Origin of the sequence: Neorhodopirellula pilleata, from assembly GCF_007859915.1 — a bacterium.
GTDB lineage: Bacteria > Planctomycetota > Planctomycetia > Pirellulales > Pirellulaceae > Rhodopirellula > Rhodopirellula pilleata.
The window spans coordinates 145,263-169,409 of sequence record NZ_SJPM01000012.1 but is presented as its reverse complement, the minus strand read 5'-3'; the positions used below and the strand labels follow the sequence as shown (position 1 = coordinate 169,409).

At 56.8% G+C, this 24,147-nt stretch carries 18 protein-coding genes; 13 read left to right on the top strand and 5 right to left on the bottom strand.

The window, feature by feature from the left end; translation table 11 throughout:
• The first annotated feature begins 204 nt into the window (after window positions 1-204).
• Window positions 205-4,152: a serine/threonine-protein kinase gene (locus Pla100_RS23050; protein WP_146580589.1), complete on the top strand. Its 3,948-nt coding sequence runs from the start codon at window positions 205-207 to the stop codon at window positions 4,150-4,152.
• On the opposite strand, the gene Pla100_RS23045 is transcribed toward Pla100_RS23050, so the two are convergent.
• The 3 genes from Pla100_RS23045 to Pla100_RS23035 form a co-directional block, all read right to left on the bottom strand.
• Window positions 4,149-5,105: a glycosyltransferase family 2 protein gene (locus Pla100_RS23045; RefSeq protein WP_146580587.1), complete on the bottom strand. Its 957-nt coding sequence runs from the start codon at window positions 5,103-5,105 to the stop codon at window positions 4,149-4,151. The genes Pla100_RS23050 and Pla100_RS23045 overlap by 4 nt on opposite strands.
• 152 nt (window positions 5,106-5,257) lie before the next feature.
• Window positions 5,258-6,847: an MlaD family protein gene (locus tag Pla100_RS23040; protein ID WP_146580585.1), complete on the bottom strand. Its 1,590-nt coding sequence runs from the start codon at window positions 6,845-6,847 to the stop codon at window positions 5,258-5,260.
• Window positions 6,844-7,449: a paraquat-inducible protein A gene (locus Pla100_RS23035; RefSeq protein WP_146580583.1), complete on the bottom strand. Its 606-nt coding sequence runs from the start codon at window positions 7,447-7,449 to the stop codon at window positions 6,844-6,846. Before Pla100_RS23035 ends, Pla100_RS23040 begins: the two co-directional genes overlap by 4 nt.
• A 107-nt stretch (window positions 7,450-7,556) precedes the next feature.
• On the opposite strand from Pla100_RS23035, the gene hisN reads away from it, so the two are divergent.
• Window positions 7,557-8,378, top strand: a complete 822-nt coding sequence (hisN, locus tag Pla100_RS23030) for a histidinol-phosphatase (RefSeq protein ID WP_146580707.1) — start codon at window positions 7,557-7,559, stop codon at window positions 8,376-8,378.
• A 38-nt stretch (window positions 8,379-8,416) separates the two neighbouring features.
• Here hisN and Pla100_RS23025 read toward each other — a convergent pair whose 3' ends face one another.
• On the bottom strand, window positions 8,417-9,496 hold the full coding sequence (locus tag Pla100_RS23025; RefSeq protein WP_146580581.1) for a DUF502 domain-containing protein: 1,080 nt from the start codon (window positions 9,494-9,496) through the stop codon (window positions 8,417-8,419).
• Between the two features lie 197 nt (window positions 9,497-9,693).
• Entirely contained in the window at window positions 9,694-10,548 is an 855-nt protein-coding gene (locus Pla100_RS23020; protein ID WP_146580579.1) for a ComF family protein, read from the bottom strand.
• Window positions 10,549-10,707: 159 nt separating this feature from the next.
• Here Pla100_RS23020 and Pla100_RS23015 point away from each other — a divergent pair, with 159 nt between their 5' ends.
• The 11 genes from Pla100_RS23015 (at window position 10,708) to Pla100_RS22970 (ending at window position 24,050) form a co-directional block, all read left to right on the top strand.
• Window positions 10,708-11,067, top strand: coding sequence for a hypothetical protein (locus tag Pla100_RS23015; protein ID WP_146580577.1), 360 nt, complete (start codon window positions 10,708-10,710; stop codon window positions 11,065-11,067).
• Between the two features lie 334 nt (window positions 11,068-11,401).
• Window positions 11,402-12,037, top strand: coding sequence for an RNA polymerase sigma factor (locus tag Pla100_RS23010; RefSeq protein ID WP_231603418.1), 636 nt, complete (start codon window positions 11,402-11,404; stop codon window positions 12,035-12,037).
• A gap of 634 nt (window positions 12,038-12,671) precedes the next feature.
• Complete coding sequence (locus tag Pla100_RS23005; RefSeq protein ID WP_231603416.1) at window positions 12,672-14,420, top strand: BBP7 family outer membrane beta-barrel protein; 1,749 nt, start codon at window positions 12,672-12,674, stop codon at window positions 14,418-14,420.
• 133 nt (window positions 14,421-14,553) lie between these two features.
• Window positions 14,554-18,507, top strand: a complete 3,954-nt coding sequence (locus Pla100_RS23000) for an efflux RND transporter permease subunit (protein WP_146580575.1) — start codon at window positions 14,554-14,556, stop codon at window positions 18,505-18,507.
• A complete protein-coding gene (locus Pla100_RS22995; RefSeq protein WP_146580573.1) occupies window positions 18,504-19,760 on the top strand; it encodes a GspE/PulE family protein in 1,257 nt (418 codons plus the stop codon). The genes Pla100_RS23000 and Pla100_RS22995 overlap by 4 nt, the downstream gene beginning before the upstream one ends.
• The gene (locus tag Pla100_RS22990; RefSeq protein WP_231603415.1) at window positions 19,757-20,770 is read left to right on the top strand and encodes a type II secretion system F family protein; all 1,014 of its coding nucleotides are present in this window, start codon (window positions 19,757-19,759) and stop codon (window positions 20,768-20,770) included. The genes Pla100_RS22995 and Pla100_RS22990 overlap by 4 nt, the downstream gene beginning before the upstream one ends.
• Window positions 20,767-21,558, top strand: coding sequence for a hypothetical protein (locus Pla100_RS31040; RefSeq protein ID WP_197168171.1), 792 nt, complete (start codon window positions 20,767-20,769; stop codon window positions 21,556-21,558). The genes Pla100_RS22990 and Pla100_RS31040 overlap by 4 nt, the downstream gene beginning before the upstream one ends.
• Entirely contained in the window at window positions 21,555-22,832 is a 1,278-nt protein-coding gene (locus Pla100_RS22985) for a type II secretion system F family protein (RefSeq protein WP_197168170.1), read from the top strand. The genes Pla100_RS31040 and Pla100_RS22985 overlap by 4 nt, the downstream gene beginning before the upstream one ends.
• Window positions 22,829-23,227, top strand: a complete 399-nt coding sequence (locus tag Pla100_RS22980) for a prepilin-type N-terminal cleavage/methylation domain-containing protein (RefSeq protein WP_146580569.1) — start codon at window positions 22,829-22,831, stop codon at window positions 23,225-23,227. Before Pla100_RS22985 ends, Pla100_RS22980 begins: the two co-directional genes overlap by 4 nt.
• Complete coding sequence (locus Pla100_RS22975) at window positions 23,224-23,724, top strand: prepilin-type N-terminal cleavage/methylation domain-containing protein (protein ID WP_197168169.1); 501 nt, start codon at window positions 23,224-23,226, stop codon at window positions 23,722-23,724. The genes Pla100_RS22980 and Pla100_RS22975 overlap by 4 nt, the downstream gene beginning before the upstream one ends.
• On the top strand, window positions 23,721-24,050 hold the full coding sequence (locus tag Pla100_RS22970; RefSeq protein WP_146580565.1) for a hypothetical protein: 330 nt from the start codon (window positions 23,721-23,723) through the stop codon (window positions 24,048-24,050). The genes Pla100_RS22975 and Pla100_RS22970 overlap by 4 nt, the downstream gene beginning before the upstream one ends.
• Window positions 24,051-24,147: the final 97 nt, after the last annotated feature.

Here is a 24,147-nt window from a genome sequence, read left to right as displayed (position 1 = left end):
TGAAGGTTCGCGGTCAATGGCTCGGCCGCCGACTTTGCGGCCTGGTTTTGGCGACGGTTTTTTTCGCAAGTGACCGGCGTGGGGGCGGGGATCGATGCGGCATTTCGGGCGACTGGGACCCGGTTTTGATTTGCAAGGTGAACAGAGGTGTGTCAATATGTCGATCCAGTGACGTTATACCTTGGAAAATGGGGCGGTTAAGCGATGACGGATTCGGACGATTTCGCCGACCACGATTTTCGTGGTGATGAATGGCTGCGTCCGAGCAGCGCTCGCGAAACGCGGCTGAAGATTTCCGACGATCAATTGACGCGTGGCGTCTCCAAACGCCCGCGGTTGGAGAAGCCGCCGTGGGGTTCGGGCGAGGTCGTTGCCGGATTTGAGTTGATCGAAGTCATCGGCTTTGGGTCTCATGGTTGGGTGTTTAGCGCCATCGAAGTCGCCACGGGAAAGGAGTTTGCCGTCAAAATCTTGCCGGCAGTGAACCAAAAGGAAGCCGTCCGGGCTAAGACGGGTTTTCGGCGGATGAGCAAGTTGCGACACCAGGGATTGGTGAGACTGCATCGAATTCATCATTCCGATGAGTGGCTTGCGTTCTCGATGGAACGTATCCACGGCGAAAACCTGGTCGAGGTATTGCGGCTTTGGAAATCGTTACCGCTGGCGGAGGCTTGTGATCGTTTGATCGAAATGATCCGCCAAGTCGGTTCGGCGCTCGCTTGGACTCATGCCCATCAACTTGTTCACCGCGATATTAAGCCGACAAACTTGATGATGACCGATGACGGCGATCGATTCGTTATCATTGATTGTGACCTGACTGGAAAATTCGAAGCCGAGAGCGACCCTGAAAACATTCGCGCGTACCTGATCTGGACGCCGATGTATGTTGCGCCGGAAGTGATGTTTCGCCAATCCTATTGTCCGGCTAGCGACATCTTTAGTTTAGGCATGGTCGTACTTGAGGCCTTGCGTTTGTTCAGCGCAAGTCATCGCGAGTCCATCGCGCGCGATCAAATCGTTGCCTCTCGAACAGCGAAAAAGTCTGACGATGTGATCGCGTCGAATGCAGTCGACGACGACGCGATCGCACGGGACGAAGAAAGTTACGAAACGGATCGTGAACACATCAACAATGCCATCTTGGGGATCGATGATTCGATTCCCGATTTGTTGCGGGACATTGTCGACGAGATGCTCTCACCGGACGTCTCGGATCGCCCGACGGCGATGTCGTTGTCGCGACTAGGCCAACCTTTGGCGACGGCACGTCCGAACGCCTCGTTTACCAATAATGAGTCCATTCGCGCCGTTCGAATTACGCAAACCGCGCGTCAGACCGAACTGGCCGAGTTTCGACGTTGGACTCATTTGATTTTGGGTGGTCAGGTTCAACGTCTGCACATCGAAGGGGCGTCGGGCATCGGAAAGTCGACGTTTCTGGACATGGCCGTGGAAGAACTGCGGCGACAATCGTGGGCACAAGTGTTGACCGCGCGTTGCCAACGTTTCGAGCAACGTCCTTTCCAAGCCTTCAGCCAGATTGTTGATGAGATCATCATGCGATACCGGCAAGGCAAGATTGGAAAACTTAGCGTCGATTCAGTCAGCGAGTCGATCTTGCAACGGAGTCTTCCGGGTTTCGAGGAGGTCTTGGAGGTCGATTGGTCCGAATCGCCCATTGTGACCTCGCCGAGTCGACCAGGTGGTCTGGATGCAGGCATGAAAGCGTGCAACGAATTGCGGCGTGCCGGTCCGGTATTTTTTGTGATTGATGATGTCCAGTGGGCCGACCAAGACACGCTGCATGTACTCGATCATTTTCAATCGACCGTGGATCACCGCATCGGGCCGCCTCAATACCAAGGATTGGGGATCATTACCGTCTCGCGATGCGATGGAGATCGCCAACAACATAAACCTCATCATTCGATCAATTTGGGACCGCTCTCGAAGTCGGTCACACGGCAAGCGATCCAACAGGAAGTCGCTCATCAAGGCGTCGAACTGACCGAGGAACAAATCCAATCTCTCAACGAGCAGATCGATGGTTTGCCGTATCGGCTGGATGTTTATCTCGGCGAGCTAACTCCTTCAGGCCTATTGCAATCCGGACCGACTGCGGCGGGCCGTTCGGCTCCAACCATCCACGAGGTTTGGCAGTATCGCAGCGATCGTCTCTCGGTACCGATTCGCCGCTTGCTGGATTTAATCGTTGTCGCCGGACGTCAGGTGACATTCGATGAATTGCGTTGGATTGCGGATACCTCCAATACAGCGTTGTTGGAAACCCAATTGGATGAACTGGTCGAACAACGATTGCTCGTCCGTGACGGTGCCGATGGTCAATTGCTGAGTGTCTGGCACGACCAACTTGGGCAACAACTCATCCGTGAGATTCCGGAAGACCAACGCATCGCGATCCACCGGCACTGGGCCGAGTCTTTAGCGTCCCAGATTACGATCCCGTGTGACGAGGACAGCGGCTCGTTTCATACCGGACAATTCAAAGCGGCCAGCCGGATCGCGGAGCACTTTGAGAAAGCGGGCATCATCGAATCGTTCGTCTACTGGGCCAAGGTCGCAGCGGAACAGTCACAGCACCTCTACGCCCCCATCGAATCGGCGCGATGGTATCGAAGCGTTGCCGATCATACCTGGGGTGCCGAGAAAACGGACGCGTTGCAGATGTCCGCCGAAGCACTCGAACGGGGAGGTCGTGTTTACGAAGCCGCTCAGGTGTACTTGGAGCTTTCCGAGCTACTGACCGGCCAAGCCAAACTGGAAGCTGAACTAGACCAAGTCCACTGCTTTATCCGTTCGGGGCGATTCAATGAAGTCACGGATCGGCTTGCGCCCCTGTTGGCTCGGTTGAAGTTACCCAGCAAGAAATCGCCGTGGCGGACTCAACTGTCATTGGTGTGGCGAATGTCCAAATTGCGACTTCGCGAGCGTTTCGGGCCGACGCCAGCGTATGACCCGGCGATGCGAACGATGCTGCAATCCAATCAAATCGCCGCTTGTTTGCGATTGATCCGGCCACTCAGTTATATCGACAATTGGTTGTCAGCTGAGCTGAGTTTGTATTGTGGCGATTTAGTTCGAAACGTCGGAACGAAGCATGAAAAGATCGAAATCCTGGTCGGCGAGTGTGTCTTCAATTCTTATCAACCGGGCAAAGCTCGGCGACAAGCGATGGAACTGCTCAATGAACTCGACGCAAGTTTGGATCAGGGCGACGAACCCTCACGTCGCGGCGATGTGAAAGCCGGATACGCTTGGGCGGTCGGGATGGATGGTCGATTCGCGGAGGTGTCGGACTTTGCCCAACAATCCCGCGAAGCCTACCTCTCTAGTGAAATCTATCACGGTTTCGAGATCGCCCACACTAGTTACATTGAATCGGTTGCGTACTTTCAAACCGGTCAACTCGATGCGTTAGGGACTCTCGTCGACAACATGCAAAACGAGAGTGCGTCGACGAGCGACCAATTCGTCCTGGCGATGGGGTCGCTCGGATATGCGTCGGTAGGCTTCCTTCGACGTGATGACGTGGCAAGTTTGCAACAAATCGATGACTCGCTTTCCGTAAACTTGGCCGCACTCGGTGTCGATGGATTCGCCTTAGTCGGCGACACAAAGAATCTGCTCACGGCCATTTATCAAAATCGCTCCGGCGAACTTTTATCGGCATTGCAGCGGGCAGAAAAGAACTGCATTCGGTCAGTGACTTACCGACGCGTCCAGGTGTTGAGGATCTTGGTCGATGAATTGCGAGCCTTGGTACTGCTCTCGCACCTACCTCATGCCGACGCGATTGAAGTCCGAAAGTTCAACCACGTGATCGGGTGCCTGCGTCGTCAAAAGCTTCCCGTCGCCACCTGCAAGGCTGACTTGATCGAAGGGATCGCCTTGTGTCGTTATCCGGAGAAATTCAATCGCCTTGCCGCTCGATCGTTTGATCGGGCAGAGCGTTTGTTATTGCAAGCGAAGAAGTCCGCCGGAGAACAAGGTCTACTACCCTCGAAATTGGTTGCCGAGGATCAACTCAGTCGTTTAGCCGGGAAGACCAATCCATCACGACTGAACGATTTCCTCGAACAACAGGGCGTGAAAGATACGATCGCATTCGCGAGGCTCTACGGCGGTTAAGCGGCGCGGCGTTGCTCGGCCAGTCCGCTAACAGGGATGCGAAGCGTTTCAGCCTGTTCGTCGGCACGCAGTACGCCGGTCGGCTGAACAAGCGGACCAACCGCCTTAACCGCCAAGGGTGCCATTGCACGACCGATCGCCGGTCGCAGACCGCTTCCTAGACAGGTCGTCATGAAGCGACCCAAACTCTTGCTCCAACCGCCGCCGTTTCCAATACCGTCGGCGATCGCTTGCAAGCGACGTTGATTGCATCGAACTCGCGTCTCGTAGTCCGATGCGGCGAATGCGCACTCCAAATCGGATGCGAATAATGTGCTTTCACGGCTCACCACACAACGCCACTTGGCACGTTTGCAGAGCAGTCCATAAACCAAGGACGCTTCGACGATGTCTTCACCCAGAAACGCACCCGAGAGACTACGGAGCAAATCTCGTCTCCAAAAGCTCGCCGACAAAAATCCGCCCTCGACCCGCAAGCACTGCCGTGGTGTTACTTCGGTCGCCCCCGACGCGATCAGTTGGCAGACCGATGCCCCGGTACGGCTCCAACCGGCGTGCAAAACTTCCGACGTGGCAATCTGTTTCGAATCATCTGCGACGCGAACGACCGGAACAACCACGCCCGCTTCGCTGTATTCGAACTCGGCCAAGGCGGGCTCGGTCCACGACGAAGTGGCCAAATGCCCGTCGGCGACCACATGAACGAAACGACCGCGAGCGACATTGGCTGCTGCTGCGATTTGCTGGACCAGGTCCGGGCTACCCGCGTCGACGAACTTGACCTCATCACTCAGATCGAAGGGGTCATCGTAACTACCGGAGTGCGGAACCAAGACTTCGCAATCGTCGGGACGATGTTGCAAGACACTGACCAATGAGCTTTCAAAGGACTCCGTCTCGCCGAAATGAGGGACAACAATTGTCAGTCGCGGAATCGTGGGGAATTTGGGCACCGATGCACCTGCTTAGAATGTGGACAGACCAAGACTGCCTTATGGGTTTCGGTAACGGCCCTTGAACGAGTTGAGGCGATTGGTCAAGCAACCGTTGGAAACCGTCAAACCAGCATTCGAACGCACTGACTTGGCGTTTTAATCGGCAAACTCTACCAAATCGCGATTCGAACTTCGCCGGCATCCACAACAAGCATCCCGATGCACTTTTCGTCTTTCGCAGAAATGACTGGGGCCCCGTGCCATAAATCCCGGCTCAAACGCGTCGTCGAACATCTCCAGAACCCCTCGCCAGCTCTCAGATCTTGGCTGCCGATCATCTCCAACAACACCGTTTGAGAACCATCGCCCGACGGACTCGAAGGTCCTTTTGCGCTCGAAGATCGCGTGGAACTCGAAGGTGTCGCATTAGATTGGGCATACCGGACCACGAAGCAATCTTCGATCTGATCCGGCGAACGCAAGCGTTTGCGGGAAACCCGCTGTTTCACGATTTCCGACGACGCGGATCGTTCGATCGAAAGATCATCGATCGCGATCCGCGTGACCAAACAATCGCTAACAGGCACCTCGCGTCCTTGAAGCGTGGGAATCAAACTGACCTGAGATTCCGGACTGGACATCGGATCGATAACAAGACTCAGATCGAAGGAAACCTTCTCGCCTGAATCTTGAAGTTTGATCAAGTCGCAGGGGAAAACCAGTTCGTCTTGATGTTCGCCTTCGATGACGAGGGCGGAGGCATGTTCGATCCGTTTGCGATTGAAGCCAAACGTCTTTTCGCTCCATGACGCGCGGACCGCGATGGGAGTGGGGATCGGTTCGGAGAGTACGTTGATAGCGGCTTGCGAATCGAGCCACTGCGGGTCCGCTTTCTCATGAAGCTCGAACACAAATCCTTCGGCCAGTTTCGTCGAGTCTGTTCGGATCGTTCGATTGCCTGGCGTGGCAAAGGCCACCCCGCCACGAAGCACGGTTGCCAGCGACTGCGCCGAAAGTTCAACGCCTTTGAGGCTAACAGCGATATCGATACCGCTGGTTTTCCAAAATTTGGTATCGGAAGAAACGAGTCGATCATGGGGCGAAACGATTTGGACGATTGTATCGACGTATTTCGCATCAGGAGACAAACTGCTCGAGAGTACTCGACCGACTTCGACGCCCCGAAAGGTCACCGGTGATCCGGCCGAAAGTCCGTAACGATCCTCGCCGCGCAAGACAACCTCGACGCCCGCCTGCTCGGCCCCGTCCGGTGGCGCGACTGACATGCCATCGAAACGATCGACCACCTCGGGACCATCGCCGGGCAACACACGGATGTACTTCGCACCGATAGCGGTCTCCAAGCCACGAACGCCACCGAAATCGACTTGAGGATGCACGATCCAAAATCGGGAACCGCGGCGAGCGATTTCCTTGGCGTGCCGTTCCAACACGGCCACAACTTCGATCCCGGATAGATCTGGCATCAACTGAACACTTTGAACTCGCCCGATCTCGATCCCGCGGTGTCGGATCGAATCCCCCTCGGCGAGTCCGTGTCCCTGGTCGAATCGAATCGTGATCTCGCGTCCGGGGGAATCCATCGACGCCCAAGTCAAGCCGATCGCCAAGATCAAACAAACGACCGCCAACCACCACATCCTTGAAACGATCGTTGTGGATCGGACCGATTCGATCTCAGCGGTCGGTATTGGTTCTACGTGGTCGATGTTTTCGGTCGATGAATCAGGAGCGTTCACGCGGCGGAATCTTTCCAAATCGAGTGGGGATCGAACGAGAGCGACGCGATCATGCTCATGGCCACGCAAATGGTAAAGGCGACCACGGCGGGGCCGAAGTTGAAGTGAACGAGATTACCGAGTTTGACCAACATGACCAAGAATGCCAGCAACATCACATCCATCATGCTCCAACGCCCTGCGTGTTCCATCCATCGCAAAGTGGTCGCCTTGTGACGAGCGTGCAAGATCTGCCAACACGACAGTTCCAATAACAGCACCAGTTTGGTCAGCGGAAACACGATCGAGAACAACAACACGACGCCGCCGACAAAGTAATTGCCTGTCGACAAAAGTTCGATGATGCCCGACAGAATGCTTTGTTCATGATGTCGGCCAAGTTTTTCGATCGACAGAATCGGTAAGAGGATGGCCGGCCAAAAAAGCACGAACGCTCCCAAAGCAGCCGCCGCCGTTCGGCTGGCCGAGACGCTCGCCGAAGCCGCCGGTTGTCCCGATGCGATCGATGATCGGCAACGCGTGCAGACAGCACGCTGTCGAACCGACAACGTTGGGATACGATGAATCATCCCGCAACAATGGCAAGCTCGCAGTCCGGTCATCTTTCCTAGGTTCCGATAGATAGTTAGGCTCAGACGAATATAACAAGTTCGAGCCCCGCCGATCGTAAGCTCGTCTGGTGATACTACGAAAATGATGAGAAATGAATATGTCGAGTACAGCTAACATCACGCAAGATTGGGCACTGCTTCACGAGGGTCGTTTGGCGGCGTTAGTCGACGTCGCGATCGCCGCCGGTGAGGTCACACTGCAACACTTTCGCAAGCACGACCTCGTCGTCGATCGCAAGGGTGACAATTCGCCCGTGACGGTGGCCGATCGCGAAGCCGAACAGAAAACACGAACCCTATTGAGCGAACGATTTTCAGGGGACACGATCGCCGGCGAAGAGTTTTCAGAACAATCAGGTGAGAGCGAGTATCGATGGACGGTCGATCCGATCGACGGAACGAAGTCGTTCATTTGTGGCGTGCCGTTGTACTCGACACTCTTGGCACTGGAACATCGTGGTGAGCCTCTGGCAGGAATCATCCTGATCCCCGCGTTGAACCAAGCCGTCGTCGCGGCGACCGGGCAAGGATGTTTTTACACCGATGATCTTACGACTTGGACGGCTGCGAAGGTATCGTCGCAAAGCAACCTGAGTGACGCGGTGTTCGTAACCAGCGAAGTCAAAACATTTGCGACTCGCGGCGACGACGATGTTTACCGCCGGCTGGAAAAATCCTGTTTCCTGACCCGGACTTGGGGCGACGGATACGGATACTTGATGGTGGCCACGGGCAAAGCGGACCTGATGGTCGATCCAATCTGCAATGCTTGGGACGTCGCCGCGATGGTGCCGATTTTAACTGAGTCGGGCGGACGATTCACGGATTGGAAAGGCGTCGAGACGATTCGCGGCGGTGAAGGATTGGGGACCAACGGGCGACTGCATGAGGAAGCCTTGAAGCTTGTTCGATCAACCTAAGGCGAGCGGCCAAGTCAATTGAACCGTAGCGACTTTCGCTACGCCTTGGCGACATCCGGCGAGATCTTCGCTGGGCGGCTGATTGCTCCCACCGGCGCGATCGGCGATGGAACCAGCGGTCGTTGTTGCGGTGGCACGACGACGCCACAGCTGACGATAAACTGGATCGCTTCATCGATCGTCAAATCCAAATCGATCGCTTCGCTGCGACGTACCGTGACGGTGAATCCGGTCATCGGCATCGGGCTGGTCGGCATCAAGACGCTGAGCATCGGCTCGCCAGCCGCCTCTGAAATCTCACGCATCGAATTGCCCGTCACAAAACCGAGAGACCAAATGCCTTCGCGAGGGTACTGGATCGCGACCACTCGGTTGAACTCAATTTGTCGGTCGTCGAACGCAAAGTCGGTGATCTGTTTGACGCTGCCGTAAACCTTGTTGACGATCGGAATTCGCAAAATTGTGGCGTCGAACGTTCCCAAAAACCATCGCCCGATTCCGCCGGTGAACAATCGGCCGAGGAAATACAACAACGATAAAAAGACGATAAGAAAAACCGGAACTACCACCGAGCGTGGCATGTAGCGAAGTTGGACATAACGATCCCAGTACGCGGCGGCGGTGGCCGGCGGGATCGCCTCCAACCCGAACGCGTCGATCTCTTCGTCAACCTCTTGGACGACGTAACCGGGCAGATAACGTCGGCCCGTCGGATCAGGCACGTAAGACAGCCCGTTGTAGGTGAAACCCAACGTGCGATCTCGACCGGTTCCTCGTCCGGTTTGTGATCCTTCGGGCGGCGGAGGCGTGTCGTTGCGGATCGCGGTGTCGGGGATTTGGTCACGGATATCGGCGACACTCCACACGAGGGCGCTGCGGATCCCCAATTCCACGGGCCGGAGCACGTAATTTTCGATCGCGTTCCAAGCCCAAATCAAAACCACGATGGTCAATAGCGGGGGCAAAACCACGCCCAATCCCCGCAACACGGCACGACGGACGCTACCGCCGGCCTTGCCGCCGGTCGCGCCAGACTCGTGATCGTGGTTATGAGCCACGTCGTGATTCGCTTCGTGATCCTTGCCGGGGGACGAATCAGGTGTGGTGGGTTCGGTCATGAATTAGGTCTGCAGCGGAACGATGGACAAAAAGGAACGGGAAAAACGGGATGAAGACAGTACCGCCATCAAATTCAGCCGCCTGGGAAACTGTAGCACGCAAAGCCGATCATCAATATGATTCGAACGACAAAGTCGCTGGCTGCGCCCCGTCATAACTGATAGAAGCCGAATCGCCAAACCGTTCGGCGAAACATTCATAAATCTTCACGCATCGCCAAGGCTACCACGGCGACCGACACGCGAACGGCCCCCGCGTCGAGCAACACGCGGGTAATTTCATCGGCGGTCGCCCCGGTCGTCATCACGTCGTCGACCAAAATGATTTCCCGGCCCATCAAGACCGGCCTGCGAAACCCGATTCGGCGAAGTGCGAACGCTCCCGATACGTTTTCCCGGCGCGAATCGTCGTCCAGCCATGCCTGTTTGGCGATGCTTCGGGTCGTTCGCATCAAGGCTCGATAGGGCAGCCCGGTCTCGGCCGCGAAGTGTTGGCCGAGCAAACGCGTGCCACTGCCGCCTCGGCGAGCCTGCCGCATCACCGGGCTGGGGACACTGGTCACGATCGGAGTCGATGAACGCGGCAAGACCGTTAATTCCGGCCATCGAGTTTTGCACCGGACCGCCAATCGCCGGGCGAGCTCGCGAGTGATCGCCGAATTGCGAGGATATTTGGCCGCCACGACGGCGGCCGTTACCGTGTCCTGATATCGATAAAGCGGAGTGATGCGGCTAAACGGATGCGAGTTTTTCCGCGCGGCACAACGCGGACAAGGCAGCAACTCGCCACCGGACGCGAAACCGCGGCAGAGACCTCGGGGCCACCCACAATTCATGCAGGCGTTCTCCAATAGCGGGCCGGTCTGCACTAATGATGTTTCGCATGCCCGACAAAAAACGGTAATCAATGCAGACTCATTTTCACCCGTGATCCGCATCGGCGTCGGCTCGCTGCACAAACAGCAGGCGGGCGGAAACACCAGCGGAGCGAGCGAATTCCAAGCGTCGGAAATCGTTTCGGCGATCGTTCTGGCAGGCTTTTGAAACAACATTCGAAAATTTTACAAATTTCCTTTGTGTCAGCGCGAACCATCTGCTGAAATAAACCTCTAAGTCGTCAGCCTCCAGGACACCCGACGGTGTGGGACGGGGCTGTCTTTACCACTTGTGCTTCCAAATCCGCGCCGGATCAACGGTGCCGGGAGGATCCAATGCGAAACTTGATCTCCAATCTGAACGTCATTCGCGACACCCGCATCAGCGGCATCGTACGCAATGGATTCGCCCGGATTTCGACGTTGGTCGCGGACCTCCACGGCGTCATCGAGTTTGCCGGCAAATGCATGGCTTCGATGCACCCCGGTACGGGGTGGCATACCGAGATCATGCCGGCGACCCATGCGGTCATGCCGGCAAGATTCCCGGCCGGGCCTCTCGCGGCGGCATTTGGAAAGCCTCTTCATGCCATCGCGATAGCGGACCAGACGTGTCCGAGTTATCGGCGATTATATGAGCAAACACGCCAACGTGAATGCTCGCGTCCGAGTCGTTCGAACACCTCGATCGGCTAACGTCAATCTCGCCGCTTGGCGATTTTGACCGCTAACGAACCCATCGGCATGCAAGCATCCGAAATGCTCGCGCCTTGAACCGGATCCAACCAAGCCTAGCTGGGCTGACGTGGTCGTTCCGCTTGAAAGACTTTCAAGCCTGACCGCGATCACCTTCTCCGCTCGGTTCACTTGATCTCGCTCTCGGCTCGTCCTTTTCGATCGCCCCGCAGCCAACTCCAACGACAATCTCGTAGCCGAACTTGGCAACGTTCGGCCTACCCCTACGCAATTCTCAAGTCAAACGACGTCGGCGAATGAACCGCCGCGCGACTTTGGGAAGGAAGAAACGATCATGATGATGACGCAACGCAAAATCACTGCCGATCTGACCACGTTCACCGTGGCTCAACTCGTCATGCTTGCTCAAGAGGGCGACCGCGACGCAATGGGCGAACTGTTCGAACGATACCAACCGACCATCGTCGCGCTGGCGATGCGCCGGGTGCGAAACACGCACGAAGCCGAAGAGTTGGCCCAAGACGTTTTCATCCAAGCAATGCAAAAGGTCTCGCAACTGCGAGTACCCGAAGCATTCGGCGGTTGGTTGCGTCAAATCGTTCACCGCATGGCGATCAACCGCGTCACGCGGGGACGATTGTCGATCGCTTGCGATCCCGAAACTTTGGAAGCGACGTGCGCCGACGGAGGCTCGCCTGACGACATGGCCGAAGACCGTGAACAAGCCGACGCGGTACGTTTAGGTTTGAACCGGTTGGGCGATCTCGATCAACAGACCTTGCGAGCGTTCTACTTGCAAGGACAAACGTTGATCGAAATGAGCGACCGGTTCGACGCACCCGTGGGAACGATCAAGCGACGTCTGCACACCGCCCGAAAGCGATTGGCCGAAACGATGCGAAACGACTTCCCCGCCACGGTGCCGATGCCAACGCGATCCGAAGAGCTAGCCGTATGCCAAGCGGTTTAACGGCGGCAGCATTGAAGTCAAGTCGGCCCTATCAGGCCGACTCGGCCCGCACGTCAGACCGCAACGTCTGACGTGCGGACCGGCAGATCTAAAGACCGACCCAACGGTGCCACCCACCCTGCGCCTCAGTTATCCCGTGGTTTTCGCTTCGCTCGACCACCGGCTAATGGCTGACAACGCCTTCGGCGGGAAATTCCGAAAGGTGCCACCCACCTTACGACAGATGGTGGGTGGCACCTTTCAGTGGCGTTACGACAGATGGTGGGTGGCACTTTTCAGGTTCGTTTTGGCAGGAAGATTGTGGGCAGAAAAATGGGTGCCGTTCATCTTCCGGCCAATCTTTTTGATAAGAGTGCGACTAGGGCAGAAGCCTGGCGGAGGCGGATTAGGCAAACAGGGCAAAAAGCCGGGGATCTGTCTACCGGTTCTTTAGAGGCGGACGGTTACGCCGTTGATCGAATCCTAGGCGTGGTTTGGTTTGATGCCGCGGCCCGCACAGGCACCGCAACCGGTAAAGTTTGCCAGTTTTGCTCAACCGGCCTGATCGGCAGGCCCGATACATGGATCAGGCGGATGTTTCGCGCGTCTGCTGGAAATGGGCACAATTACACTCTACCGATCCATGAAGCCAGTGATGAACACCACTTCAAACCTTTCCCGAAGAAACGTGATTTGGCTGACGATTGCCGTCTTTGCGATCAGTGCCGCCAGCTCCGTGAACGTCCACGCTCAGGTCCGCACGAAAAAGCCGGATCGAGGTGTCTATCAACCTGGCGGGTCGACGCTCTACCCCAAACCCGACTCGACGAAAACGATCGGTGGGCAACCTGTTTCTCAGCCAAGTTCCTCGGATCCAGAAGACGATCGAGGTCGCACCCCGGCGGTGATCAAGCCGATCCGTATCGAGCCGTTGCGGGTTGATTCGCCAAAATTGCACGAGCTCGAGGACCCACGTTCGGTTCAACTCGAGTCCGTCAATGAAATTCAGCGAGTGAGCTACGCCGAGCCATCAGCGACTCGGCCAACCGCCCCGATCGGTCGAGCGATCTCGACGAATCGAACCGCCGCGACCAATCGCGTCGCTTCAACCAATCGCACTTGGATACCGCGTCACGATGATCGCCATGTACCCATGGGTGACGAAACGCTCATTCAACACGAAACCATTCTGTCGGGCGAAAGCTGGGTCGATGAAGAACCTTACCCGATTCACGGAGATCACTTCGGGGGCTGCGGTTCCTGCGATGGTGGATGCGACGGGTATGGATGCGATGGCTACCCATACGACGGGTTCGGACATCACGGATACGGTCATCACAGCAATGGATCACTGTGCCTGGATCCCTGTCGTTGGTTCGGTTCGTTGGAGCTACTGTTGTTGTGGCGAGAAGGCGATCGGATTCCGCCACTCGTCACGACGAGCCCTGGAAACACGCCAATCGCGACGGCGGGACGCTTGCCGGCCGCGACGATTCTTGCCGGAGGTGAAAACATTTTCGACGAGATTACCGCCGGTGGACGACTGACGATCGGGACTTGGATCGACTCTTGCCATAATCGAAGCATTGTGGGACGACTGTGGACGGCGACCGAAGAGGACTACTCGTTTGGCCGACGCGAATCGATCAATTCCGGAAACATTTTGGCGATCCCGACGACGACCGGCGGCACGCCCAACGCGGTCATCGTGGCATTTCCCAACACCGCTGAAAACGCAGGTCGCTTTGGTTCCGTCAACGTCTCAGCGTCGAGTAACGTTTACGGTGCCGACGTATCGGTGCGACAGTTTTGGACCGGGGGTTTGGGAACGACCTACGACGTCCTGTACGGCTACCAATTCATGCGTTTGGACGAAGACCTGAGTTTGCAAACGTCCAGCACGATCACCCAACAACAACTTCCGCTGGAAGTCGGCAACAATTTGACGTCGCTCGACGAATTCGATACACGCAACGAGTTCCACGGCGGCCAGTTTGGTTTAGCCGGACGGTATCGTGAAGGATGTTGGAGTTTTGATTTCCTCGCTAAGGTGGGGTTTGGGCAACTGACCCGTGAAGTCGAACGCCGTGGACGTACCATCATCACGACGGACACGCCGCCACCTGGAGACACTCCCACCGGCATTTTGGTGACCGACGACAATCGCGGGCTCATCAATGATTCGACGTTCGGATGGGTACCGGAACTCGATGTTTCGGTCGGCTGGCACAAGTATCCTCGGTTCGATGTGACGTTCGGTTACAACTTAATTGCCTTGACCGATGCGGTGCGTCTGTCGGGCGTGATGGATCCGGACAACACCACCGACACGCCTCAGGCCGGGATTCGCGGTGATACGTTTTATCTGCAAGGGATCCATTTCGGCATCCGTCACGTTTATTGAGCTAGAAAGTCGGGACCTGACTAGAATCAGGTGCGAGCGGGTGAAATGCGATGGTTCTGAGAAAGAATTCTCGCTAGTTTGTGTGGATTCTTCCGCGTAAGATGCTGTCTTTTTCCACTCTTTGTGCCCGCGAATGACCTCGTCCCCCGATCATCGCTCTTTTCTCGAACGCCCCGGTCCTTGGGGCACCAGCGTCGCTTTGCTGGTGCTGATGGCGTTTTTCTTTATCTTACCATCCGCCTTTCGAGGGGCACGTGAGGGTCTCAAGAAAAAAGAAAACAACATCAAGGACTGGTTACCCAGCGATTTCCCGGAAACGGCGGAATTGGACTGGTTCGCCGATCATTTCGCCGGCGAAAGTTTTGTGCTGGCGACTTGGCCCGGCTGCACCGTCGGTGACCAGCGGCTGCGGCTGCTCGAAGACAAGCTGTTGCACGAATCGGCCGATTTTCGTGACAAACTGCTCGCCGAGGAAGAATCCGCCGCCAGTGGTCTGACGTTGGCGGAGCGTCGCGCCCGGGTTCGGGCCCGCGAGCTGGGCATGGAATTAAAACTGTTTCCGCCCGGACAATCGCTCAACAACTGGGGCGGCCGGGACGAAAAGTGGCTCGCATCGGCGGACGGGACGTGGTATTTCCTGACGCCCGATGGCCGTTTTTATCGTTGGGAAGAAGCCAACAACGGGCCGGCGGGTTTGATCCGTTCGATCAAACGAGCGCTCAATGTTTACGAACTCGAAGGGACCCTGGTCACCGCGATCGGCGAACCTTCGACCGACGAGCGAATCAACGAGTTTTACAACGACCCGGCGTTGATGTGCGCCCCGTTATTCGAAACGGTACAAACCGGGCAAACGATCGTCGAAGAACTCGCGTCCGAAGGTGGCGCGTTGTGGCCGGTCGATTTAACGGATGTCGAGAAACGTCCCCTGATCGCCCGTCGCCGCGCGATGGAACGACTCACGGGAAGTCTGTTCGCCCCAGCGGTCCCGCCGGGGTTCGATTGGACCGTCGACGACTTCAAATCGGTACTCCCGCCCGAGCGCCGCGATGAAGTTCCCGAAGCGATGGACATGATCGTCCAAAACACGTTGCAAGCGTTCGCCGACGAGCGATTCGACGGCGACGTCTCGCGAATCAAAACGGCCACGATCCCGGTTCAAGACGAAGCCTGGTATGCCGTGTTCGATTCGTTGCAAGTCGAACCGCCGCCACGGCTAACGTGCTTGCTCGTCACGTTGACGGACTTGGCCAAAGACAACCTCGCGTATGCGATCGGCCGCGGTACGTTGGGAACACCCAAAGGACGCTTGCTCGCCCTGGCCGAACAAAGCGGCGTGCACCCGCCGTCGCCGCCATCGACCGCTCCACCGCCGTTCAATCGCGAACCACCCGAGTCGGTCGGCGGGATGCCGCCGCTACGAATGGGCGGACCACCGGTCGACAACATCGCGATCGATGAAGAGGGCACGGTCACGTTGGTACGTTTGATCGGCTACTGCATCTTGATCGGTGTGTTGCTTTCGTACTTCTGTTTTCGCAGCTTCAAGATCACGATCATGTTGTTCATGGTCGGCGGCAGCAGCGCGATGTTGTCGATGTCGATGGTCGGTTGGACAGGCGGTCACGTCGACGCGATTCTATTGAGCATGCCGTCACTTGTGTATGTGCTTGGTCTGTCCGGCGCGATCCATGTGATCAATTACTACCGCGACGAAGTCAGCTCACGCGGTCGCCGAGGCGCGGCCGGGCGAGCGCTTCAACACGCGATCTTGCCGTGTACGTTGGCAGCGATCACGACGGCCATCGGATTGGGTTCGCTTTACACGAGCAACCTGAAACCGATCAGCAACTTTGGTCTGTATTCCGCGATCGGCGTGCTCTCGACGCTCGCGATTTTGTTTTCGTACCTTCCCGCCGCGTTGGAAGTTTTTTCGCCGCCGTTGGCCGGTCAGAAGAAACGAAACAAAAGCCAAGCCGACGAACCAGACGGTGAGAAAACCGAAACTGCCAAGTTAGCCGGTGCAACCGGCGGTCAAACCGCACTCGAAATCGAATTGGCCAGCTGGTGGGTGGGCGTGGGCCGATTTATCACCTCGCATTACCGAGGTGTTGCGATTTCATGCATGATCGTTTTGGTGTTGGCCTCGTTGGGACTGTTTAAGATCACGACGTCGGTTCAATTGCTGAAACTGTTCGACCCCGACGCCCGTATCTTGCGAGACTACGCGTGGTTGGAAGAAAACTTCGGCAACCTCGTACCGATGGAAATCATCGTCCGGATGCCGGTCGAGTTACAAAAAGAACATCTGGACGCCATCGATCAAGTGGCGACATCGGATCCACCTCCGACACCACAAGAAGACCCGATCGCGCTTACCTTGCTCGAGCGGATCGAAGTTGTCTCGCGGATCCGCACGGTCGTCACAAGAACCCTCGGCGAAGAGGGCACCGGCGAAGTCGGGCAAGCGTCGAGCATGGATACGTTCTTGCCACCGCTGCCCGCAGTGAGCAACGGCTATGACGTCGTGCGGAGCCAATTCAATCGTCGGATCTCGGCTTCCAAAGAAGAGTTGTTCGAGAGCGATTTCGTCAAAATTGAAAAAGCCGGGCCGTTGGCCGGCAGCGAGATGTGGCGATTGAGTTTGCGGGTCAGCGCCTTGTCGGACAACGACTACGGCTTGTTCATCAACGATCTGCGTCACTCGGTCGAGCCCGTCATCGAAGCCTATCGGACCCGTGCGGCGTTGCTTACCGAATTAAGTTCGGCACCCGGCGGTTTGTCAGGGAAACAACGCGTGCTCGTCGTCGGATCGACCGGAGTGGGCGATTTGCAAAGCGCGGAATTGGTTCATGAAGACGGAACGCTCGACGCGCAAACGGTTTACTTAGCGACGCTGAAGGAACTGCTCGGTAACGAGCGGCTTAAGAGTACGATCTGGATCGACCCGAACGACCCGGACGCCAAAGCCAAACCGGGCGACGAAGTTTGGGAGAAGTTGGTCTCGGCGGTCGACGCGGTGATTTGGGTCAGCGGCATTGAAGAAGCGTTCGGTTCTGAAAATCGATCCGGGTCGGCTCCACCCTTGGCCGCTTCGCGTGCGACGGAGTATCTCGCCGCCGCCAAAATCGTCATTCGCGCCGATCAGATCGCGGCCACTCCGATCGGCAAAGACATCGTCACGATCGACTCCGATCCATCGGCCGATGGCACCGGCATTCGCATTGTCGAAACGCCACGTCGCGTGCCGGTGTTCGATGTCGATCGCGCGACGTCGCCGCAAGTCTTGTTTACGGGTATCGTCCCCGTCGTTTACAAAGCCCAGCGAACGTTGTTAGGCAGTTTGCTCGAGTCGATCATGATGGCGTTCGTGTTGATCGGCGGGGTGATGGTGGTGCTACTGAACCCAGGCCGATTCCCCTTCGAATGGCTGCAACCGGGGAATATGGTCACTGGATTCGCCGCCGGCGCGGTATCGATGATCCCGAATATCTTTCCGGTTTTGTTGGTGTTCGGTTTGATGGGCCACTTCAACATCGCCGTCGACATCGGCACGATGATGACGGCGTCCGTCGCGATGGGTGTTGCCGTCGACGACACGATCCACTTCTTGTCATGGTTCCGCCAATTCCTCGAAGAGGGCAAAACGCGAGTCGAAGCGATCATCGCCACGTATCGCAAGGTCGGCCCCGCGATGACCCAAACGACCATCGTCGGTGGGCTCGGTCTGTTCGTGTTCGCGTTATCAACGTTCACACCCACTCAGCGATTCGGAACGTTGATGTTGGTGATGCTCGCCGCCGCGTTGATCGGCGATTTGATCTTGTTGCCCGCCCTCTTGGTCAGTCCTCTGGGGAAATGTTTCAAACCCCGTATCGGATCGACCGGCCAATCCAAAGTCGACCAGATCACCGCGTCGCGCGTCCATGATGACGGCGAGCAAGGATTCCATGACGACTCGTCGAGTCCCAAGCGGTTCACGGGAACGGGATCGGTGGTCGTATTGGATGACGTGCCGATCCTGAAAGTCCACTCACCGCCGAACAAGAGCAACGCGGGCCGCCCGAATCCAAAACGCGGGAGATGAAACCGTTCATCCAGTGGCCCATTGATGCTCGATCCCCGTCGAGTCCGCAGTTCGCGACCGAAATGGTCAAAGCCACTTTGGATGCGGCGATCGGGTGTGGGGCCAGTGATGTGCATTTCCAGCCCCGCTCGGCGACTTGGGAAATCTCGTTTCGGATCGACGGCGTGTTGCAACCAGTCGAGTCGTTCGATCGCAGTGAGGAAAGCGACCCGGTTGCCCGTCTGATGGCGTTGGCGGGATTGCCGTCGTACCGTGGCGGCGTTCCCCAAGAAGGTCCACTGCGGTGGACGACGCAGCACGGCGACGAACGAGAAATGCGAGTCGGTGTGTTCCCCACGGTCCATGGCACCCGCGCGGCGATCCGTATCATGGACCGTCGCGAGTCGATCCGTGATCTCGATCAGCTCGGATTCGATGACAACATCAAGGTGCAATTGCAATCCATTTGCGACGCGACCGATGGTTGGTTGTTGGTCGCCGGTCCGGCCGGCAGCGGCAAGACGACGACGCTTTACGCGTGCTTGAACCGGATCGCCTCGCATCCAACCGGCCCGCATGAAGTCGGTTCAGGACAACCGCGACGCAGCGTGTTGACGATCGAAGACCCGGTCGAATCGGTGATCGATTCGATCAGTCAAAGCCAACTGCAACCGATGACCGGATTGACATTGGCATCGGCACTCCGCGCTGCGGTTCGGCAAGACGCCGAAGTGTTGTTGGTCAGCGAGATCCGCGATGTTGAAACCGCCGATGCGGTCTTGGCAGCATCGATGACCGGGCATTTGTGCTTCTCGTCAATCCACGCCGGATCGATCGGCTCGACGCTGCGTCGATTGGTGCAAATGAACCTACCCACATTCGCGATCCAAAGCGGTCTAAGAGGAATCTTGTGTCAACGCTTGCTTCGTCGTCGATGTGCGGCGTGCGAGGGCCGATCACGGATAACGGACGATGCGTGCCACTGTTGCCACGGGACCGGGTATGATGGTCGAGTGCCGATCGCCCAAGCGGTCACGTTCGACGGGGCTGAGGCCGGTCAATCCATCTTTGACGCATTGGTTCAGCATCGTCCCGCTCACGAGATCGATGAGATCGCGACACGGGCGGGCGTTGAATCCTTGCGGACCCAAGCGACCCGCTTGGTCGAGCAGGGACAAACTGATGAAGCCGAAGTTTACCGTGTCTTGGGGACGTCCATGAGTTCTAAAATAGGAATCAACGATGACCAAGCCCCAGGAAGCAACCTGAAGTGACCGACAAACCGACTCAGCTCGACGACGACGCGTTGACCATGTTGCTCGACGAAATCGTCGCGATGGTTCGTTCGGGACGTACGTTCGTTGAAGGTTTGGTGGATTTGGATCAATCCGGCATGGGGCCGATCGGAAGGGCGGCCGGATGGGTCCGCCGCCGCATCGAACAGGGGCATTCGGCGGCCGATGCGATTGCCGACCTTTCGAGAACGCATCGCGAGCCTGTTCGCATCGCGATGGACGTGATGGCCCGCACCGGATCGACCGAACCGATCGAAGAGGCCGCGAGATTAATCCGCGATGGCGACGAACAATTGCGACAGAGTCGATTGGCGGCGATCAATCCGTTGCTCAACGTCATCGTGGCCGCGACGGTGGCGTTTTTCGTGTTGCCATTCATGATCACGTCGTTCGCCCAATCCGAACCGATCCGAGACGCGTTCGCTCCATCGGTTCAACAAATCAACCAAACCTTCCGTCAGAATTTCCTGCTCTCCGTCGTGGCAACCGTCATCGTCGTCGGTGGGTTTGCGGGCGGCGTCTACGTTTGGTTGATTCGGTCGATCCACCGGTCCGATCCGTTTCGAGATCACGCAATCTTTTGTCGTTGGTTGGCATTGCAACTCGGTCTTACCGAAACCGCCCGCACGCTCGAAACAGCAGCTCGAGTCGTCGGTCCTCGCTTCGCCGAATCCTGGAAAACCGTCGTCGAGCGGGTTCGCGGTGGTTCGATCGCCGCCTCCTCATTGATGATGCCCGCAGGAACGCCCGATGCCGTTCAAACTTGTGTGGCCGATTGGGTCGGCGGTAGCCGAGACACCGAATCGATTCAGAACGACCTTTGGCAACTCGCGGTTTTGTACGACCAGAGATCGCATCGACGCCGAACATGGTGGATCGATGTCGTGCCGCGTTGGGTTTCGTCCGTGCTGATGATCGCCGTCATCGTGTGGCTGGTTCGGACAATGGTGTGGCCGTTGTTGGAAATCCTCAAGGAGGTAACGCCATGAACCGTTCATCCATCGGTCGAGACGCCGAGTTGGAAGTTTGGCGGCACGTCCGAATCGAGGCGAGACGTCGTCTATCGGGAACGTTAACGATCGGCTTCGTTTATCTTCTGTTAGCCTTGCTGGTTGGCGCTTTCTTGATCCACGCGGTCGAGGACGTCGCCCACGACACGGTCTATCTGCAGGGTTGGAATCAAGAAACCCTGGAACTGCGATGGATGACCGAATTGATTTGGGGCTACGTGGGAATCGGGATCTTGGCATTGGTGGGTTACGTCATGGCGATGTTGATGATTCACCATCGACTACCGGGCACGACTTGGCAAATGATCGCTTCGACGCCGTGGGTTGGTTCGACGATGCGGATCGTCGCGGTCGCTGATTTTTGTCAATCGATGTTCCATTCGCTCGGCGATTCGTTGACCTATGATCAAGCGTTCTCGAAAGCAGCCGTTGAGATGCAATCCGATGGTTTGAAACCTTGGTCAACCGGTGCGGCTGAACAAATCCGATCGGGTCGATCAATTGGTCAAGTATTAAGCTCCTGTCCGACGCGTGAAGGTTCGATAATGGCGTTAGCCGCCATGACTCAAAGCCAAATATCAGCGGACCAATCCCTCCGAGTTTGGCACGATGCGGCGACGGAATGCCACGAGCTGATCGCATCCCGGTTGCAGCGGACGATCCAGGTGATTTCCATCTTTTGTCTATTGGGATCGGTTGGGTTGGCGGCGTTCGCGATGCTGGTTTCGACGCGGTTCATGGCATCCGTTCTCGGAGGACTGACATGAATGTCACCTCGCCTTTATTGATGATCGCCGGCGCGGGCGGAATCGGAATGCTGGCTGGCACGATCCGCACGATCCGACTCAATCTCGTGCGTCGACCGCCCGATCGGGTTCGTTTATGGCCGATCTCAGTTTTGGTATTGTTTGAGTGGCTACTTTGGTACGCTTTCTTGATCGCCATTCTGCTCGCCGCCCCGCACCCAACGACGATCCTGTTGTTGGTCTTGATGGTCGCTGCGATCATCACGGCATCGCGTTTGAGATACTCCGAAGAAACCCGATCGCTCAACCGCTGGCTCCACTGTGCGGCTGAAGTGGGGGCACCGTTGCCGGTCGTCGTCGAAAGTGTGTCCGATGGACTGGGCAGTCGTTTGGCGAGTCAAGCGAAGAGTTTCGTTCGACGCGTCAACATCGGGGTGCCGGTGATCGATGCCGCCCGTAAGTCCCGTCTTCCGATCGAGGCCGATACGTTCGCGGCGATGGTTTATCCAGACGTGTCCCGGGAACAAACATGGCGTGCATCGAATGCAAGGAAGGCAACCGACGCGTTGGCGCAACGGCAAGGTACCGGATCGACGTCACTGGTACCGCAACACATGACGTACGCGATCAGCATGATTTTGATGGCGTGGTTGTTTGGGAAGACGACGCGAGAGTTCTTAATTCGCCTAAGGGACGAATTCGATAACATCGCAACCTTACGTTCGTTTTTACATGAGTCGGGATTGTTCAGTTCTGTTCAAGCGGCGAGTAACGTGATCGCGCTGCTCGTCGTTACTTGGGTGCTCGCCGCGTGGGTGATTCGCTATCTGCCGTTGGGGATGGTTCGTTGGATCCCTTGGTTCGGGCCACGCTGGATCGACCAACGACGTTGTGAGATCTTGAATTCGCTCCATCGGGGCATGCGGGTCGGGCATCCCGTCGGACAAATTCTTGAATTCGCAGAACAAACCGCCCGAACGCGATGGTCGCGTCGACGTTGCCAAACCGCTCGACGGCTGATCGACGACGGCAAATCGGTGCCGGTCTCTCTTCAACGGGCACGCTTGATCACGACGAGCGAGCAAGCCTGGCTCACCGCTGCAGAGGCCAACGGGCATTTGCCACATGCGATCGAGCATTTATGTGACAACATTCATCGCCGACAAACGCTACGATGGAAACGTCGGATGGCGTGGTTCGTGCCTCTGACGACGGTGTTAGTCGGATTGTTCGTCTTGATGCACGCGTTTTCCGTGTTTGAATTCTTAAGCCATCTCATTTTGATCTTCTCATGATCGCACCACGCGTCTGTGGATCACGCGGATTCACGTTACTGGAAACCATGTTAGCGCTGGCCTTCTTGGCGGTCGCATCGGGAGTGACGTTGAAGATGCATCAAGGTCGTTTGGATTACGACCGTGGTGCGATGGACCGGTTGGCCCATCAGTTGAAACTCGAGAACATCGCCGAACAATTGTCGCTCATTGATGACGAACAATGGATCGAATCGGCCAAGCGAATCGCCGCAGAGTCGCACGCCGAAGTCGACGTTGAATCATTCGAGACCGATCTTCCAGAATCCGATACCACCGAGGCTTCCTCCACGACGGGATGGCACGCGATCATCACCACGCAATCCGCCAGCGGCCGTTTGACAAAACATTACTGGCGTTTGAAGGGACAGCCATGAGTCGATCGCATCGTCACGCTCGTCGAAGTATTGTGTCTGGCTTCACTCTGATTGAAATCGTTTTGGTGCTATCGTTGGTGGGGTCGTTGTTGGCGGGCACGATCGGCTTGATGTCGATCGCAAGTGAGAGCACGAAACAAGCCAAAGAACGTCGGTTATCCCGATCCGAAATCCGCCGTTTTGCCGATGACGTTCGCCGTGATGTGGCCGAGGCCGACGAGGTGACGGTCGAAGGTGAGGTGATGACGATTTCGAACGGCACTCCGCCGACGACGATCATTTACCGAATCGAGCCCGGCCAAATTCGACGAACCAAACAAACCCAATCCGATGACACTTCGGACCAGGAATCACGCGATCGGTATCTCGTCGGTCCCATGTTCAACATTCAAACCGCACTCAAGGACGATAATCGAATCGTCCAATGGACGTTGACTCAAATCGAGCGCCCGGAAGATCCCTTGAAAATCATGGCAGCGCGAAGGGGATCTCGATGAGTCGCTGTTCGATTTGCCCGAACCGAAAATATCGCGGAGGGGCGGTGGCGTTGATTCTGGTCCTCGTTTTGGCTTTGATGGTCGGAACGTTCGCCGCGTCGGTCACAAGCTTGGCGTCACACGAACGCCGCCATGAACTTCAACGCCAAAGCCACGCCGATTTACGCGCAGCCATCGAAGCGGTTGCCCAGTCCGGTTTACTGACTCAAGAGAACGATACCATGAAACTTCCATTGAACGAACCTTCGCGAAGCTGGATCGAAGTCAAACGAATCTCATCGTCGAGTGAAGAGCCGAAGTATACCGCCGAACTGGTAGAGCGGTAACACTAAGTGGTGGCGACTTTCAGTCGCCAATCCCCAGAACGTCGACTGAAAGTCGACGCCACGTCAAACTGACATTCCGGGTCTTCGCCGAAGCGGC

Coding starts and splice junctions, on each gene's coding strand:
- Pla100_RS22980 (WP_146580569.1), top strand. CDS start 22,829: ATGATCGCACCACGCGTCTGTGGATCACGCGGATTCACGTTACTGGAA.
- Pla100_RS22970 (WP_146580565.1), top strand. CDS start 23,721: ATGAGTCGCTGTTCGATTTGCCCGAACCGAAAATATCGCGGAGGGGCG.
- hisN (WP_146580707.1), top strand. CDS start 7,557: ATGTCGAGTACAGCTAACATCACGCAAGATTGGGCACTGCTTCACGAG.
- Pla100_RS23020 (WP_146580579.1), bottom strand. CDS start 10,548: ATGTTGTTTCAAAAGCCTGCCAGAACGATCGCCGAAACGATTTCCGAC.
- Pla100_RS22995 (WP_146580573.1), top strand. CDS start 18,504: ATGAAACCGTTCATCCAGTGGCCCATTGATGCTCGATCCCCGTCGAGT.
- Pla100_RS23000 (WP_146580575.1), top strand. CDS start 14,554: ATGACCTCGTCCCCCGATCATCGCTCTTTTCTCGAACGCCCCGGTCCT.
- Pla100_RS22985 (WP_197168170.1), top strand. CDS start 21,555: ATGAATGTCACCTCGCCTTTATTGATGATCGCCGGCGCGGGCGGAATC.
- Pla100_RS23010 (WP_231603418.1), top strand. CDS start 11,402: ATGATGATGACGCAACGCAAAATCACTGCCGATCTGACCACGTTCACC.
- Pla100_RS23005 (WP_231603416.1), top strand. CDS start 12,672: ATGAACACCACTTCAAACCTTTCCCGAAGAAACGTGATTTGGCTGACG.
- Pla100_RS23015 (WP_146580577.1), top strand. CDS start 10,708: ATGCGAAACTTGATCTCCAATCTGAACGTCATTCGCGACACCCGCATC.
- Pla100_RS22975 (WP_197168169.1), top strand. CDS start 23,224: ATGAGTCGATCGCATCGTCACGCTCGTCGAAGTATTGTGTCTGGCTTC.
- Pla100_RS23050 (WP_146580589.1), top strand. CDS start 205: ATGACGGATTCGGACGATTTCGCCGACCACGATTTTCGTGGTGATGAA.
- Pla100_RS31040 (WP_197168171.1), top strand. CDS start 20,767: ATGAACCGTTCATCCATCGGTCGAGACGCCGAGTTGGAAGTTTGGCGG.
- Pla100_RS23035 (WP_146580583.1), bottom strand. CDS start 7,449: ATGACCGGACTGCGAGCTTGCCATTGTTGCGGGATGATTCATCGTATC.
- Pla100_RS23025 (WP_146580581.1), bottom strand. CDS start 9,496: ATGACCGAACCCACCACACCTGATTCGTCCCCCGGCAAGGATCACGAA.